Below are 14,755 nucleotides of genomic sequence, written 5' to 3' on the forward strand. Positions count from 1 at the left end.
TTTGTCAGGCACAGAGCCGTAACGTCGCCGGCTCTGCTGGGGCGTCGCCGGTCGGACGGCCAAGGCCGTAGCGCTTGAGGATGCGGTCGATCCACAAGCCGGGCGTACCGCTCGGGCGCTGGTGCGGCGCAAACGGCAGTATCACGGCTTCGAGCCGCTCCAGCGCCTCAAGCAATGCCAGCCGGTCGGATGGGCTAAGCGTTTCGCGGGTTGCGCCATTGGTCAGGGCGATGATGCGGCCGCGCTGCAGCATCTTGGCGATCGCATCGGCAGCGCTCCAGTGCCGGAGGCACACGCCGTAGCCGCCATTGATCCAGTCGGCCCATTCGGCTGCGGCCAGCGCTGCGGCTGCGTCTCGAGACAGCACACCACCGACATAGACATCGGGGTAAGCCAGCTGCCCATCGGACAGGGCGCTGAGCTGCGTGACGAACTCTACAACGAAATCGGCGGCAAAGCGCTGGGCGATCTCGGCTGGCGCCAAGCTCATGCCGAGGGCCCGGCGGATCCACCAGACGGCGGCGGGGGCATACCAGTCGGTCGGGAGGCCCTGGGGCTCGCCGCCATGGGCCCCGCCGATCGGGCTCGAGAAGGCGCCGTTGGGCCAGATCCGGTAGCTCGGCTCTGGTGCGGCGCCGGCGGCGACAAGGCCTGCAACGGTGGCCATGTCGGCACCGGCGCGGTCAGCGAGTTCCGCCAGCTCGACGAAATGCCGTTCGACATAGCTCTGCAGGGTTGCGACGGCTGACATGGGCGTGGCCTCCTCGAAGCTTTCGAGCAGTCTAGCAGCGACATTTGCTGCAGCAACGTGGGTTGGCTCTTTTCTCAATCGAAAGGCTCCCCATATCAGCGTCGAGACCAGGGAGCGCCGCTGAGCGGGCCTCGGGTCTTGATCTGGTTTGATCGATCCTCCAACGGTTTCGTTTGAGCCAAATCAACGCTTCAGGCGTTGGATACGTGCCTCATTCAGGGCGATCCGACGTGCCAGACGAGGAGAGTTGAATGAATATCGAGAAACACACCGAGCGCGCGCGCGGCTTCATCCAGAATGCGCAGCAGCTGGCGCTTGGCCAAGGTCACCAGCAATTCGCGCCGCTCCACCTGCTGAAGGTGCTGCTCGACGACGACGAGGGGATGGCCGCGGGGCTGATTACCAAAGCCGGCGGCGACGCCCGGATCGCGCGGGCCGAGACCGAGGCTGCCCTCAAGAAAATCCCGAAGGTCTCCGGCGATGCCGGCCAGCTCTATCTGAGCCGTGAGTTGGCGCGCGTCTTCGAGACCGCCGAGAGTGCGGCGCAGAAGGCTGGCGATTCCTTCGTCACGGTCGAACGGCTGCTGCTCGCCCTGACGGTCGAGAAGGATACCGATGCGGGCAAGATCCTCGCTTCGGCCGGCGTCACGCCGCAGGGGCTGAACGAGGCGATCAACGAGATACGCAAGGGGCGCACCGCCGATTCCGCTTCGGCCGAGAACAGCTATGACGCGCTGAAGAAATATGCCCGCGACCTCACCGAGGCGGCCCGCGAGGGCAAGATCGATCCGGTGATCGGCCGCGACGAGGAGATACGCCGCACTGTGCAGGTGCTGTCCCGCCGCACCAAGAACAACCCGGTGCTGATCGGCGAGCCTGGCGTCGGCAAGACCGCCATCGTCGAGGGCCTCGCTATCCGCATCGTCAACGGCGACGTGCCGGAATCGCTGAAGAACAAGTCGCTGCTGTCGCTCGACATGGGCGCGCTGATCGCCGGCGCGAAATATCGCGGCGAGTTCGAGGAGCGGCTGAAGGCCGTGCTCAACGAGATCTCGTCGGCCGATGGGCAGATCATCCTGTTCATCGACGAGATGCACACGCTGGTCGGCGCGGGCAAGACCGACGGCGCCATGGACGCCTCGAACCTTTTGAAGCCGGCTCTCGCCCGCGGTGAACTCCACTGTGTCGGCGCGACGACGCTCGACGAGTATCGCAAGCACGTCGAAAAGGACGCGGCTTTGGCCCGTCGTTTCCAGCCGGTATTCGTCGATGAGCCGACGGTCGAGGATACGATCTCGATCCTCCGCGGCCTCAAGGAAAAGTACGAGCTGCACCACGGCATCCGGATTTCGGATTCGGCCATCGTTGCCGCCTCGACCCTGTCGAAGCGCTACATTGCCGATCGGTTCCTGCCGGACAAGGCGATCGACCTGATCGACGAGGCAGCGGCGCGGCTGCGTATGGCGGCCGAGTCGAAGCCCGAAGAGCTCGACGAACTTGATCGCCGCATCATGCAGCTGAAGATCGAGCGCGAGGCGCTGAAGAAGGAGACCGACGAGGGCTCGAAGACCCGGCTTGGGCGCCTCGAGCAGGAGCTCGCCGACCTCGAGGAGCAGGCCAATACGCTCTCAGCGCGCTGGCAGGCCGAGAAGGAGCGGATGCAGGGGAGCCAGAAGCTCAAGGAAGAGCTCGACAAGGCGCGCACCGATCTCGAGCTGGCGCAGCGCACCGGCAACCTCGCGAAAGCGGGCGAGCTGGCCTATGGCGTCATCCCCGATCTCGAAAAGCGTATCAAGTCGGCCGACGATCCGAATGGCGACGGCAAGCCCGATAACCCGATGGTCGAGGAAGTGGTGATGCCCAGCCACATCGCCGGCGTCGTCAGCCGCTGGACCGGCATCCCGGTGGACCGCATGCTCGAAGGCGAGCGCGAAAAGCTGCTCGGCATGGAGAAGGAACTCGGCAAGCGGGTTATCGGCCAGGCCGAGGCCGTCGAAGCCGTGGCGAAGGCCGTGCGACGCGCCCGGGCGGGCCTGCAGGATCCGAACCGGCCGATCGGCTCGTTCATGTTCCTCGGGCCAACCGGCGTCGGCAAGACCGAGCTCACCAAGAGCCTCGCGCAGTTCCTGTTCGACGACGAACATGCGCTGGTGCGGCTCGACATGAGCGAGTTCATGGAAAAGCACTCGGTCGCCCGGCTGATCGGCGCCCCTCCGGGCTATGTCGGCTATGACGAGGGCGGGGTACTGACCGAGGCGGTGCGCCGCCGGCCCTACCAGGTCGTGTTGTTCGACGAGATCGAGAAGGCGCATCCGGATGTCTTCAACATCCTGCTGCAGGTGCTCGACGATGGGCGACTGACCGACGGGCAGGGGCGGACGGTGGATTTCCGCAACACGCTGATCATCATGACCTCCAACCTGGGGTCGGAGTATCTGGTCAACCTCAAGGACGGCGAATCGGTCGAACTGGTGCGCGGCAAGGTGCTGGATGTGGTGAAGGCCTCGTTCCGGCCGGAATTCCTCAACCGGATCGACGACATCATCGTCTTCCACCGCTTGCAGCGCGACCATATGGGGGCGATCGTCGACATCCAACTCGGGCGCCTGCGTGGGCTGCTCAAGGAGCGCGACATCTCGCTCGAGCTCACCGAGGCGGCCCGCGAGTGGCTGGCCAATGAAGGCTATGACCCCGCCTATGGCGCCCGCCCGCTGAAGCGGGTGATCCAGCGCGAAGTGCAGGACCGGTTGGCCGAGGAAATCCTCGCGGGCCGGGTCAGCGACGGGCAGAGCGTGGTGATCGATGCCGGCGAGCGCGGACTGCGGCTCGGCAGCGGCGCCGCCGAAGCGCCGGGAATCGACGCCGCGGCGTAACGCATGAGGGCCGGTCCAGTGACCGGCCCTTTCTCATTGGGTGGTGGGCTTTTGGCACTTTCACCGCACCGGCACGGCAGTTGGGCTCGGTCCTGAACCTGCTGACCCACTGCAATCACCCCGCCTACGGTGTCATCCCAGCGAAAGCTGGGACCCAACTCCCCTGTCGCGCGGGTGGCGAAATGGGTCCCAGCTTTCGCTGGGATGACAGCCGGTGTCTGGGGCAAGAGTCGCGCCACCCACGATCGCCGGCGCAGCCCAATCGTGCAACGCTCTACCTACTGAACATTCTCGGGAACCGCCGGCGTCACCCCGTTCATCATGTCGACCATCACCTGGTAGACGAGATCCGGATCGCCGGTGGGCTGGTGCGGGTCGATCAGGTCGTGCCCGAGCTCCAGCGCCAGCGGCAGCCGCACGACGTTCACCTCGGCGCCGTGGTCCTGCCAGTGGAGCACCAACTCCTCGATCTTGGCCTTGCTCACCGCGTCATCGGCCTCGTTGATCAGCATGCCCAGCCCCGGCGACAGCGGGGCTTTCGCGGCGGCGGTGTCCATCAGTGCGATGCTGAGGCGGAGCGCCTGCGCCAGGCCGTGGGTGGCGTAGCGCGGATAGGCGTAGGTCATGCCCGGTGGGTTGTCGCGGGTCGCCGGGTCCCACCACACCATGGCGTTGGGGGCGTTGAGCAACAGGGCGGTTGCTGCGTGGTTGGCCCAGCCGGGCACCAGGTTGGGGCTGAGGAACGGCGCGATGGCGATCGACTGGTCGGCATCGGCGCGATGCTGGCCGATCCAGCCGGCAATAATGCCGCCGGCCGATAGTCCAGTGACGACTACCTCGTCGCCGAGGCCTTGGGCGATGTCAGTCGCCTGGTTGCCGACGGCGACCAGCTCTTCAGCCGTCAGATTGGCGAGCACCAGGCTCATCTGGTCGGCGTCGCCATGCTGCGGGATGCGCGGCAGGTAGACATTGTAGCCGAGCGCGAAGAGCTTGGTGCCGAGCTGTTCGGCCTGCGCCGGGCAGTTGGTCAGGCCGTGGAAGAACACCACGACACGCTCGACCTTGCGGCCGTGTGTCAGGAGGTTCGAAAGGCAGCGCGGATTGAGCGGCAGCTGTTTTTCCTCGGCCCGCACCGCTTCGACTTTCGCCACCGCTTCGTCGTAGCTGGTGGCCGGGGTGCTCGCTGCGGCGTTGGCCCTGAGGCTCTCGGTATCGAGTGGCAGCAGTGTCAGCACCGCGAAGGCGCCGACCAGTGCAACCACCAGGAACAAGGCGAGGCCTGCCGCCAGCTTGGGCACGCTGCGCCAGAAGCCACGCCGGTCGCGCTGCGGAATCGTCTCCGGATGCCGGCGGTGCAATGCCAGCACCAGCACGATGCCGACGAAGGCGAGCGCCAGCGTCGAGGCAAAGCCGGTGGTCAGCTGGGTGATGATGGTGCGCAGCAGCAGGTTGTTGCCGCGACTGGCATAGGTCTCGGGATCGAGGCTGCCGCGGCGCAGCAGATCGGCCAGTGTCAGCACCACCGGATAGGAAAAGAACGCCACCAGCACGCCGGCGATGGCGCCACGCAACAGGGTGTAGCGGCGCGGCCGGATCAGCAGCAGCCACCAGAACACTGCGCCGGTCAGCCCGACGCCGACGAACAGGGTCAGCCAGCTGACGCTGCCTTGCGGGCTGGCCACGAGCTCGTTGATGGCGACGCCGGAAAGCGGCACCGACAGCAGCGCGACGATGGCGAAGGCGAGGCCGGCGATGACGGCCCAGCCGCCATGGCGCGGCGGAGGCGTACGGCGATGTTGCTCGCTCATTGCTTGCTGCGACCCCTCATTGGCTGGCCGAACTACAAAAGCACAGTATCAGCGGGGCCGTCTAAACTTGCCTAATGCCGATTGACGACGATTTTAGTCGACTGCGGCAGCTCACCTGTCGACTTTCTGAGCTTGATCATTCCATTGTCTCCGTGAGGTGGTGAGCAAGGGGGCAGGCGCATGGAGGGATCGACGGTCGCGTTGCTGCTGCTGGCGCTGGAAATCGGCCTGCAGCTGTTCTTCGTCGGCCGCGCCTTGCTCAGGCCCTATCGCGAACCGGTGTCGCGTCTCGCCTGGGTGATGATCATCGTCATCGCGCCATTGGTCGGGATGATCGCTTATGTGCTGGTGGGCGAAACCAATATCGGACGCACCCGCACCGCACGGCTTCGTAAGGCCTTCGAGACGCTGCCACCACCGTTCGGCACGCCCGGTGTCGAGGCGCAACTGCCGGAGGGGACACTGCCGCTGTTTCGCGCCGGCACTTCGGTCAGTGGCTATCCGCCGGTTGCCGGCAACAGGGCGCAACTGCTCGAGAGTTCGGACGCGGCGATCGAGGCGATGGTCGCCGATATCGACACTGCCACCGACCACGTGCACCTGTTGTTCTATATCTGGCTGCCCGACACCAATGGGCTCAAGATCGTCGCAGCGCTGCAGCGGGCGGCGCTGCGCGGCGTCGCCTGCCGGGCGATGGCCGACGATGTCGGCTCGCGCACGATGATCCGCTCCGAGCACTGGCGCGCCATGCAGGCGGCCGGCGTACAGCTTGCCCGCGCCATGCCGATCGGCAACCCGCTGATCGGCGCGATCTGGGGGCGGCTCGATATGCGCAACCACAGGAAGATCGTCGTCGTCGACAATGCCGTCACCTATTGCGGTAGCCAGAACTGCGCCGATGCCGCCTTCGCCCCCAAGGCGAAGTTCGCGCCATGGGTCGATGTGATGGTGCGGCTCGAAGGACCGATTGCCCGGCAGAACCAGCATTTGTTCGCGTCGGACTGGATGGGGCATGGCGAGGACGACCTGACCCAGTTGCTGCAGCGCCCGCTGCCGCCAGCCGCGCCCGGCTTCGTTGCCCAGGTGATCGGCACCGGCGCCACCGTCCGCCCCTCGGCGATGCCGGAAATCTTCGTTTCGGTGATGAATGCGGCGCGGCGCGAGCTGGTAATCACCACGCCTTACTACGTGCCCGACGAAACCATCCAGGCGGCGCTCTGCGCCAGCGCCTATCGCGGCGTCGAGACCACCTTCATCGTGCCCGAGCGCAACGATTCCTGGGTCGTGGCAGCCGCCAGCCACAGCTATTACGCCGAGCTGCTCGAGGCCGGCGTGATCATCCGCGAATACCGGGGCGGGCTGTTACATTCCAAGACCATCACGGTCGATGGCGAGCTGGCGCTGATTGGCTCGGCCAATATGGACCGGCGCAGTTTCGAATTGAACTTCGAGAACAACATGCTGATCGCCGACACAGCGCTCACCGCGGCGCTGCGGCAACGCCAGCAGAGCTATATCGAGGCGTCTGTGCTGGTGCATGCCGCGGAAGTGGAAGCATGGGGCGGCACGCGGCGGATCTGGAACAATACCGTGGCGATGCTTGGGCCGGTGCTCTGAGCAGTCACCGGCAATCGTACTAAATTGCGGGCCCAATGTTGATCGGTTGGCGGTAGCGCAGCGGCAAGTTCAGCGAGAGCCATGACCCGGGCGACCGGGCGGCGGCAGGAGGCGTGATGTGCAGGTACCGGCGTCCTTGAAGCGGCTGCTCGATGGCTTCTCCGAGATGGGGCTGGTGGTCGGCTCGATCCTGTTCTCGCTGGCGCTGACGCCGTCGCTGCTGCCGCGTGAAGCGCTGATCCAGGGATTGCTGTCGGGCTGTGCCTTCGGCATCGGCTACGGTATCGGCGTCGCGCTCGAGTGGTTGTGGAGCTACATGGGCCTCAAACTCCCGGTGTCGAAATACACCCACTGGCTGAAGATCGCCGTGACCGCCGGCTGCCTCGTGCTGATGGCCGCCTGCCTCTACCAGACCACCGGCTGGCAGAACTCGGTGCGCCAGATCATGGGCATGCAGCCGGTCGAAGCGGGCCTGCCGATCTCAGTCCTGTTGATCGCGCTGCTGCCGGCGGCCATCCTCATCTACACCGGCAAGCTCCTTGCATACGGGGTCGGCTTCTTCTCGCGCTGGCTGGTGCGCTACGTGCCGCAGCGCGTTGCGCTGGTGGGGAGCCTGGTTGTCGTCGGCATCCTCGCGACCACGCTGTTCAACGGCGTATTGCTGCGCGGGGCGCTGCGCGCCGCCGATGCGTTCTTCCTCCAGCTCGACGGTGTTGCGGGCCAGTTCGGCACGCCGCCGACCGATTCGCTGAGATCGGGCAGTGCCCAATCGCTGATCGAGTGGAGCACGATCGGGCGCGACGGGCGCATCTATGCCGATTCCGGGCCGAGCAAGACCGAGATCGAAGCGGTGATCGGTCGCCCGGCGCTCGAGCCATTGCGGGTTTCGGTTGGGCTCCGTTCAGCCGAAACCACTGAGGCGCGGGCGCGGCTGGCGCTGGAGGAGATGCTGCGGATCGGCGCCTTCGATCGCTCGGTGCTGCTGATCGTGACGCCGGTTGGCACCGGCTGGGTCGATCCGGCCGGCATGGATACGCTCGAATACCTGATGGCGGGCGACATCGCTTCGGTGTCGCTGCAATACTCGTACCTTCTCAGCCCGCTGTCGCTGGTGGTCGAGCCGGAATACGGCACCGAGGCAGCGCAGGCGCTTTTCAACGTGGTCTATGGCTACTGGACCAAGCTGCCGCACGACAAGCGACCGAAACTCTATCTCAACGGCCTCAGCCTCGGCGCCCACGCCTCGCAGGCCTCGACGCAGTTCTTCGATGTGCTGCAGGATCCGTTCCAGGGGGCGCTGTGGGTTGGCCCGCCCTTTACCAGCGGCATCTGGCGCTGGGCCACCAGCAACCGGCAGGCGGGCACGCCCGAGTGGCTGCCGAAATTCGGCAACCAGACCACCATCCGCTTCACCAACCAGGGTGGCGGTCTCGATGTTCCCGGGGTGCCGTGGGGGCCGATGCGCATCGCCTTCCTGCAGCATGCCAGCGATCCGATCGTGTTCTTCAGCTACACGTCGCTGCATCGCGAGCCGGACTGGCTGAAGGGCGAACGCGGGCCGGACGTTTCGCCGATCCTCAACTGGTATCCGGTCGTCACATTCCTGCAGCTCGGCATGGACATGGCGCTGGCGCTCGAGCCGCCGCCGGGGCATGGCCACGACTATGCGCCAGCCGATTACATCGATGCCTGGCGGGCCCTGATCGAGCCGTCGGGCTGGGACGATCAAGCGATCGCCAGCCTCAAGGCGGCGATGGTCGAGCGCTTCGCCCGTATCGCCGACCAATCGGCAGTGAGCAAATGAGCCGAGCCGGCAACTGGTGGTGGACGCCGGTTGCCGGCGCGATCTTCGGGATTGGCGCGATCGCGGCCGCGCCGGTGACCGGGCTTGCTGTCGCTGGTCCCGCCGGCGTGGTGCAGGCCGATACCAGTTGGGTGGCGCCGTTCCTCGGCAGCTTCGTCGTGGCGGCAATCGTCTGGTGGCTGCTCATCGGCTGGCCGCGCCGGTTGTCGCTGGTGCGGGCGGCGTTTGCCGGGGCGCTGGTCGGGCTCTGTTCCTATCCGGTAGTGCTGGCGATCGCGGAGTTCGGGCAGGGGGAGCCAGTCGATGTCGCGACTCTTGGCGTGCGCAGCTTCGGCATCCTCGAGCTCGCAGCGCTGACCATCCTCACCACCGGCTTCGTTGCGATGGTGATCATGGCCGGAGTCGGGGTGATCGCAGCGCTGCTGTTGGGCCGGGTCTATCCGCCGGCGCCGGCGTGGCAGCCGGTGCCGTGGCTGCTGAAAGCGGGAGCCATCACACTGACGGCGATCGTGCTGCTGCTCGGCGGCGCTTTCGCCTGGCTCACGCAACTGCCGCTCGATGCCGGGGCGCTCGGCGGGAACCGCCCGATGAACAATCCGGCTGCGGACTACGAGGTCGCGGCGACAGCGTTCGCGGCAATCGCGGCGGAGGAGGCGAAACTGCCGCTCCATCCGGAGTGCGGCTCGCGCCTTTTCACCCATGGCACCCGCGTCGCCAAGGCCGTGGTCTACCTGCACGGCCTCACCAATTGCCCGCTGCAGGCGGACGAACTGGCGCGGCAGCTGTTCGAGGCGGGCTACAATGTCTACGTGCCGCGCTGGCCCGGCCATGGCGAGGCCGACCAGATGACGCTGGCGCTCACCGGGCTCAGCGCCGAGCAGATGGTCGAGAGGACCGACGCGGCGATCGACCTGGCCCGCGGGCTGGGGGACGAGGTCACTGTGGTCGGCATGTCGGCCGGCGGTGCGATGACCGCCTGGGCGGCGCAGTATCGGGCCGATGTCGCGCACACCGTCGCCGTCTCGCCGTTCCTCGGGCCGCATTTCGTGCCGCCCTGGGCCAACCGCGCCGCGGCCAACCTGCTGCTCCGGATGCCCAATATGATGCTCCTGTGGAATCCGCTCGAGCCGGAGGGGGCGCCGGGGATGGAGCACTCCTATCCGCGCATCCCGACCCACGCGCTGGCGCAGTTCATGCGGCTCGGCGAGGTGCTGGAGTCTGCCGCGCAGCAGGCGCCACCGCAGGCTGCGGGGCTCGGCATGCTGCTGAACGACGCCGATTTCGCCGTCAACAATGCGCTGGCGCGCCAGCTGGTGGCAGCATGGCGCGCCAAGGGCAGGGCGGTGGATCTCGAGGTGCTGCCGCGCTCCGACCTGTTGCCGCACGACCTGGTCGATCCACGCATGCCGGGCGCCCGGACGGAGCTGGTCTATCCGGTGCTGCTCGAGATGATCGCGCGGCGGCCGCAGTAAGTTCTGCTCCAGAATAATTGCCTATGGGTCCGGGATGCGATAGGAACAAAAAGGGAACAACTGGAATTACGATGATGAAGCAACGCTACCAGATCGATTACCTCGAATTTCCCTCCAGCAGCACGCAGCAGAGCCACCGCTTTTTCGCCGACGCCTTCGGCTGGAGCTTCACCAGCTACGGTCCGTCCTACGAGGCGATCAATGATGCGGGCATCGATGCCGGCATCGACGGGGGCGAGGGGCGGACCGAGAAGCCTTTGGCGGTGATCCGCACCGAGGACCTGGAACTGGCCGAGCGCGAAGTGCTGGAGGCCGGCGGAGTGATCACCAAACCGGCGTTCGATTTTCCCGGTGGACGGCGCTTTCACTTCCGCGAACCCGGCGGCAACGAACTCGCGGTGTGGATCGAGAAGGCGTAGGCTCGGCATCTGGATAAGGGGAGCCGGGGATGAACGACGTCAAATCGAGTGCCGCGCCGGCCAGCTTCTGCCCGGCCGAGAACCGCATCTATGTGCTGGTGGCGGCGATCCTTGCGTCCTCGATGGGCTTTATCGACGGCTCGGTGCTGTCCATCGCCACTCCGGCGATCCGGGCCGATCTCGGCGCCAGCCTCGCCGACGCGCAGTGGATCTCCAACGCCTACATGCTGTTCCTCGCCTCGCTGCTGCTGATTGGCGGCGCGGCGGGGGATCGGTTCGGGCTGCGGAATGTCTTCGCGCTCGGCATCGTGCTGTTCGTCCTGGCGTCGCTGGTCTGCGCCGTGGCGCCCAACCCCACTTTCCTGATCATTGCCCGCGCCGTGCAGGGGCTGGGCGCGGCGTTGATGGTGCCGGGCAGTCTCGCCATCATCGCCAAGGCCTATCCGCGCGAGGAGCGCGGCAAAGCCATCGGGCTGTGGTCGGCATTCTCCTCGCTCACCACGATTCTGGGCCCGGTGATCGGCGGGTTCGTGCTCACCACCATGGGTGATTGGAGCTGGCGGCTGGTATTCGCCATCAACCTGCCGCTCGGCGGCATCGCGCTGGCGCTGCTGTTCCTCAAGGTGCCGGCCGACCAGCCTGAGGCGGGCCGGCGGCTCGACCTGGTCGGCGGGGCGTTGATCACCGTGGCGCTGCTGCTCATCGCGCTGGGGCTCACCGGCACCGGCGGCAATGCGCCGGTCATGAGCCATGTGCTGGTCTATTGCGGCATCGGTCTCGTGGCGCTCATCGCTTTCCTCTGGTGGGAGGCGCGCAGCAAGGCGCCGATGCTGCCGCTCTACCACTTCAAGAATGTCGCCTTTTCCGGCGCGCAGGGGCTGACCTTCGCGCTCTATTTCGCGCTCTCGGCGGTGACTTTCTTCCTGCCAATGACGCTGATCGGTGGCTGGGGCGTGACCGCCGCGGAAGTGTCGATCGCCTTCCTGCCGTTCGGCATCGCGCTCACCGTGCTGTCGCCTTATGCCGGCCGGCTCTCCGATAAGGTCGGACCCGGGCCGATGATCACGCTGGGCGCCGTCATCGTCGCCATCGCGTTTGCGCTCCTCGGCTTGCTGGCGCCGCTGCAGAATGTCTGGCTTGGCGTCTTGCCGCTCACCATCCTGATGGGGCTGGGGATGAGCGCGGTGGTGTCGCCGCTCTCGACGGCGGTGATGACTTCGGTCGAAGATCGCGACACCGGGCTCGCCTCGGGCGTCAACAACGCGGTGGCGCGCGTTGCGGGCCTGCTCGCGGTGGCGCTCATGGGCGGCGTTGCGGCCTTCGTGTTCGAGCGTTCGCTCGGCGGCTTTGCCGAGCTGTCGCTATTTTTCGGCATGCAGCCCGATGCGCCGCTCGCCGCCGATGCGGAAACGGCACGGCAGGGCGCCAATAACGCCGCCTTCGCCGCCATCGCCTACAGCAATGCGGGCCTCGCGCTGTTGTCGGCGGTGATCGCCTGGTTCACCCAGGAGAACAAGCTGCGGAAGAAAGCCCCGTAGGCGCCGCGACTGCCGGGCCTTCCCGGCGCGACGGCGGGGCGCCGTTTCGTCTGCCCGGGCCCGCTCAGAAGCGGACATTCCCGCGGGGCGCGGGAATGACGTCCCTGTATATGGGAAGGCGCTGCTAGTTCAGCGCCGCAACCGTCATCGGGGCGGCGTCGCGCTTCATCAGATCGCGGATCTGCGAGATGGTCTGCTCGAAATTGCCCTCGTACTGCGCCGAGAGCGACTTGTCGCGCGGCAGCTTCACGCTCAGGGGGTCGACGAAGCGGCCGTTGACCTTGATCTCGAAGTGCAGATGCGGGCCGGTTGAGTTACCGGTCGAGCCGACATAGCCGATGATCTGGCCCTGGCGGACGCGCACCCCCGGCTTCATTCCGTCAGCGATGCGGCTCATGTGGCCGTAGCCGGTCTCGAAGCCGTTCACATGCTTGATCTCGACCTTCTTGCCATAGCCGGAGGCCCATCCTGCCTTCTCGACCATACCGTCGCCCGAGGCATAGATCGGCGTGCCGGTCTTGGACGCGAGGTCGACGCCGGTATGCATGCGGCGGGACTTGAAGATCGGATGCACGCGATTGCCGAAGCGGCTGGCGAGGCGACCGCCGCCCTGCAGCGGCCGGCGGGTGAGGAAGCGCTTTCCGGTCTCGCCATCCGGATCGTAGAAATCCACCGTGCCGTCGTCGGTGCGGAAGCGGAACAGCTCGCGCGTCGTGGTGCCGAGCTTCAGCGCCACATAAAGCAGGTCCTGGTGGCCGGTGGCATCCTTCTCGGTCTCGAGAATTTCGATCGAGTCGCCGGCGCTGATGCGCTTGGTCAGGTCGATATCGTAGGCGAACATGGCGACGATACGCGAGGTGATGGCGTCGTCGATGTCGTGCTTGCGCGCCGTCTCCCAGATCGAGCGGTAGACCGAGGGCAGGTTGTTGACGTTGATTTCCTCGGTGTCTTCTTCCGGGAACTCGATCTTGGGCGGCTCGAGTCCGAGCACATAGCTGCCGCGGTCGGTCAGTGCGGCGGTCGCCGCATGCTTGATCTCACCGGTCTTGGGGTCGGGGAAGTAGATGCTGAGCCGGTGCGGGATCAGGGTCTGCGAATTGCGGGCCGGCCCCATCAGGATGCGCAGGCGCGCCCCACTCGGCACGTTCGCCGACGACAGCACATTCTTCAGCGTCGCCGAGATCATGTCGTAGGTCTGGTTGTCGAAGCCGTTCTTGAGCAGCGGCTCTTTCAGTGCACCAGTCTCGCGAATGGTGACGACGCGCTCGGAGCGACCGAGCCCGGCGTCTTCGGCCAGCTTGGTCTTGGGCAGGATCGACACATTTTCGGCGACACCCGAGAGCCCGCCATCGGTCACGACGCCCAGGTCGCGCACGCCGGTATCGGGCTGCGCGTAGGCGAGTGCCACTTCGCCCTCGCCGCCGCCTTCGGCAAACAGGTTCTCCACTGTCGCGCGCACGAAGTCGGAAGCGCTCTTGTCGGAGATGGCCGGGGCCGGAACGAAGCTGGCGGGCAGGGCGGCCGTCTTGATCTGCACTTCGCCTTCGACTTCGGCGCCGTAGATCTCGGGATTGGCCACATCGTCGCCATCGGCGACCACCGGCTGGCTGGCATCGATCATCGCCACCGGATCGTAATCGGGAATATCGTTGGAGAGCGCGGTCGCGGCTGTGGCCAGCGTGGCGCGGACGCGCACGAACGGCTTCTTGCTGATCAGCGAGCGGCCATCGACGGTCTCACGGATCGAAGCTTCGACGATCTCGAGCTCGGACCGGGTCTTGGCCACCGGGCGCACGCGATCGCCCTTCACCTGCGAGTCGACCGTTGCCTCGTCGGTCTTGGTGATCAGCTGCAGCGCCTCGTAGGCGGTGGAGAACGTGTCCTGGCCTTCGAACGACACATAGAGCGCCGCACCCATCAGCAGCACCGAGGTGAGCCCGGTCATCACCGTGCCGGTCAGCCAGGCGAAACTCAGTTCGCGCCCGTGCGGAATCTCGCCGTCGGTGGATTGCACCGTAAGGGCCGGACCGTCCTCGAAGCCGCTCGCCTTGAGAAGCGCGGCGGTGCGATTGCGTTGTGCTGGGTTCAACCCTGTTCGCCTGCTGCCTGGCGCCGAAGCACCTTACCCCTGGCCAGAAGCAGTGCCGCGCGCTCGGGCGCGAGTCAACTCACTGGTCACTGGCCGTCGCCTTGGTGCGAGGACAATGCGGCAAAACTAGGCCTCGGCCGGTCCGGGGGCGCGGCGGGGAGGGATGTGCACCGGACAAATCGCCGGGGCCAGTCATCGGCGCCGACGATCCGGAAAGGAAAATCGCCCGCCGATTCCTGCCCAGGGGGAGATTTCCACAGGGCCAGGACAGCCTTTGGGGCCCCCTTGAACTCATGGATTGCGAACACCAGATGACAGTCCTCGCGCGCGCGTGCTATACAACCGCGCAGACGGATTGGACGGCTCGTCGGACGGATGTCCGCG

The 14,755-nt window shown here is 66.3% G+C and carries 9 protein-coding genes; 6 read left to right on the forward strand and 3 right to left on the reverse strand.

Going from position 1 to position 14,755, the window contains the following annotated elements:
• Positions 1–4 precede the first annotated feature (4 nt).
• Entirely contained in the window at positions 5–751 is a 747-nt protein-coding gene (locus ACSQ23_RS22130) for a DUF6058 family natural product biosynthesis protein (protein ID WP_436091932.1), read from the reverse strand.
• A gap of 251 nt (positions 752–1,002) precedes the next feature.
• Between ACSQ23_RS22130 and clpB the strand changes: the two genes are divergently transcribed.
• On the forward strand, positions 1,003–3,624 hold the full coding sequence (gene clpB / locus ACSQ23_RS22135; protein ID WP_436091933.1) for an ATP-dependent chaperone ClpB: 2,622 nt from the start codon (positions 1,003–1,005) through the stop codon (positions 3,622–3,624).
• Positions 3,625–3,902: 278 nt separating this feature from the next.
• Here clpB and ACSQ23_RS22140 read toward each other — a convergent pair whose 3' ends face one another.
• Positions 3,903–5,432 (reverse strand): alpha/beta hydrolase, encoded by a 1,530-nt coding sequence (locus ACSQ23_RS22140; protein ID WP_436091934.1) that lies wholly within the window; start codon positions 5,430–5,432, stop codon positions 3,903–3,905.
• 180 nt (positions 5,433–5,612) lie between these two features.
• Between ACSQ23_RS22140 and cls the strand changes: the two genes are divergently transcribed.
• The 5 genes from cls to ACSQ23_RS22165 all read left to right on the forward strand — a co-directional run bounded on the left by cls (position 5,613) and on the right by ACSQ23_RS22165 (position 12,282).
• Positions 5,613–7,049, forward strand: coding sequence for a cardiolipin synthase (gene cls / locus ACSQ23_RS22145; RefSeq protein ID WP_436091935.1), 1,437 nt, complete (start codon positions 5,613–5,615; stop codon positions 7,047–7,049).
• A gap of 166 nt (positions 7,050–7,215) precedes the next feature.
• Positions 7,216–8,853 (forward strand): alpha/beta hydrolase, encoded by a 1,638-nt coding sequence (locus ACSQ23_RS22150; protein ID WP_436092155.1) that lies wholly within the window; start codon positions 7,216–7,218, stop codon positions 8,851–8,853.
• On the forward strand, positions 8,850–10,325 hold the full coding sequence (locus ACSQ23_RS22155) for an alpha/beta hydrolase (RefSeq protein ID WP_436091936.1): 1,476 nt from the start codon (positions 8,850–8,852) through the stop codon (positions 10,323–10,325). The genes ACSQ23_RS22150 and ACSQ23_RS22155 overlap by 4 nt, the downstream gene beginning before the upstream one ends.
• 74 nt (positions 10,326–10,399) lie before the next feature.
• On the forward strand, positions 10,400–10,744 hold the full coding sequence (locus ACSQ23_RS22160; RefSeq protein WP_436091937.1) for a VOC family protein: 345 nt from the start codon (positions 10,400–10,402) through the stop codon (positions 10,742–10,744).
• 29 nt (positions 10,745–10,773) lie between these two features.
• Positions 10,774–12,282 (forward strand): DHA2 family efflux MFS transporter permease subunit, encoded by a 1,509-nt coding sequence (locus ACSQ23_RS22165; RefSeq protein ID WP_056003244.1) that lies wholly within the window; start codon positions 10,774–10,776, stop codon positions 12,280–12,282.
• A gap of 124 nt (positions 12,283–12,406) precedes the next feature.
• On the opposite strand, the gene ACSQ23_RS22170 is transcribed toward ACSQ23_RS22165, so the two are convergent.
• Positions 12,407–14,371 carry a M23 family metallopeptidase gene (locus ACSQ23_RS22170; RefSeq protein WP_436091938.1) on the reverse strand — a complete coding sequence of 655 codons (1,965 nt, stop codon included), beginning with the start codon at positions 14,369–14,371 and terminating at the stop codon, positions 12,407–12,409.
• Positions 14,372–14,755: the final 384 nt, after the last annotated feature.

It is taken from the genome of Devosia sp. LjRoot16, from assembly GCF_964252795.1.
Classification (GTDB): domain Bacteria; phylum Pseudomonadota; class Alphaproteobacteria; order Rhizobiales; family Devosiaceae; genus Devosia_A.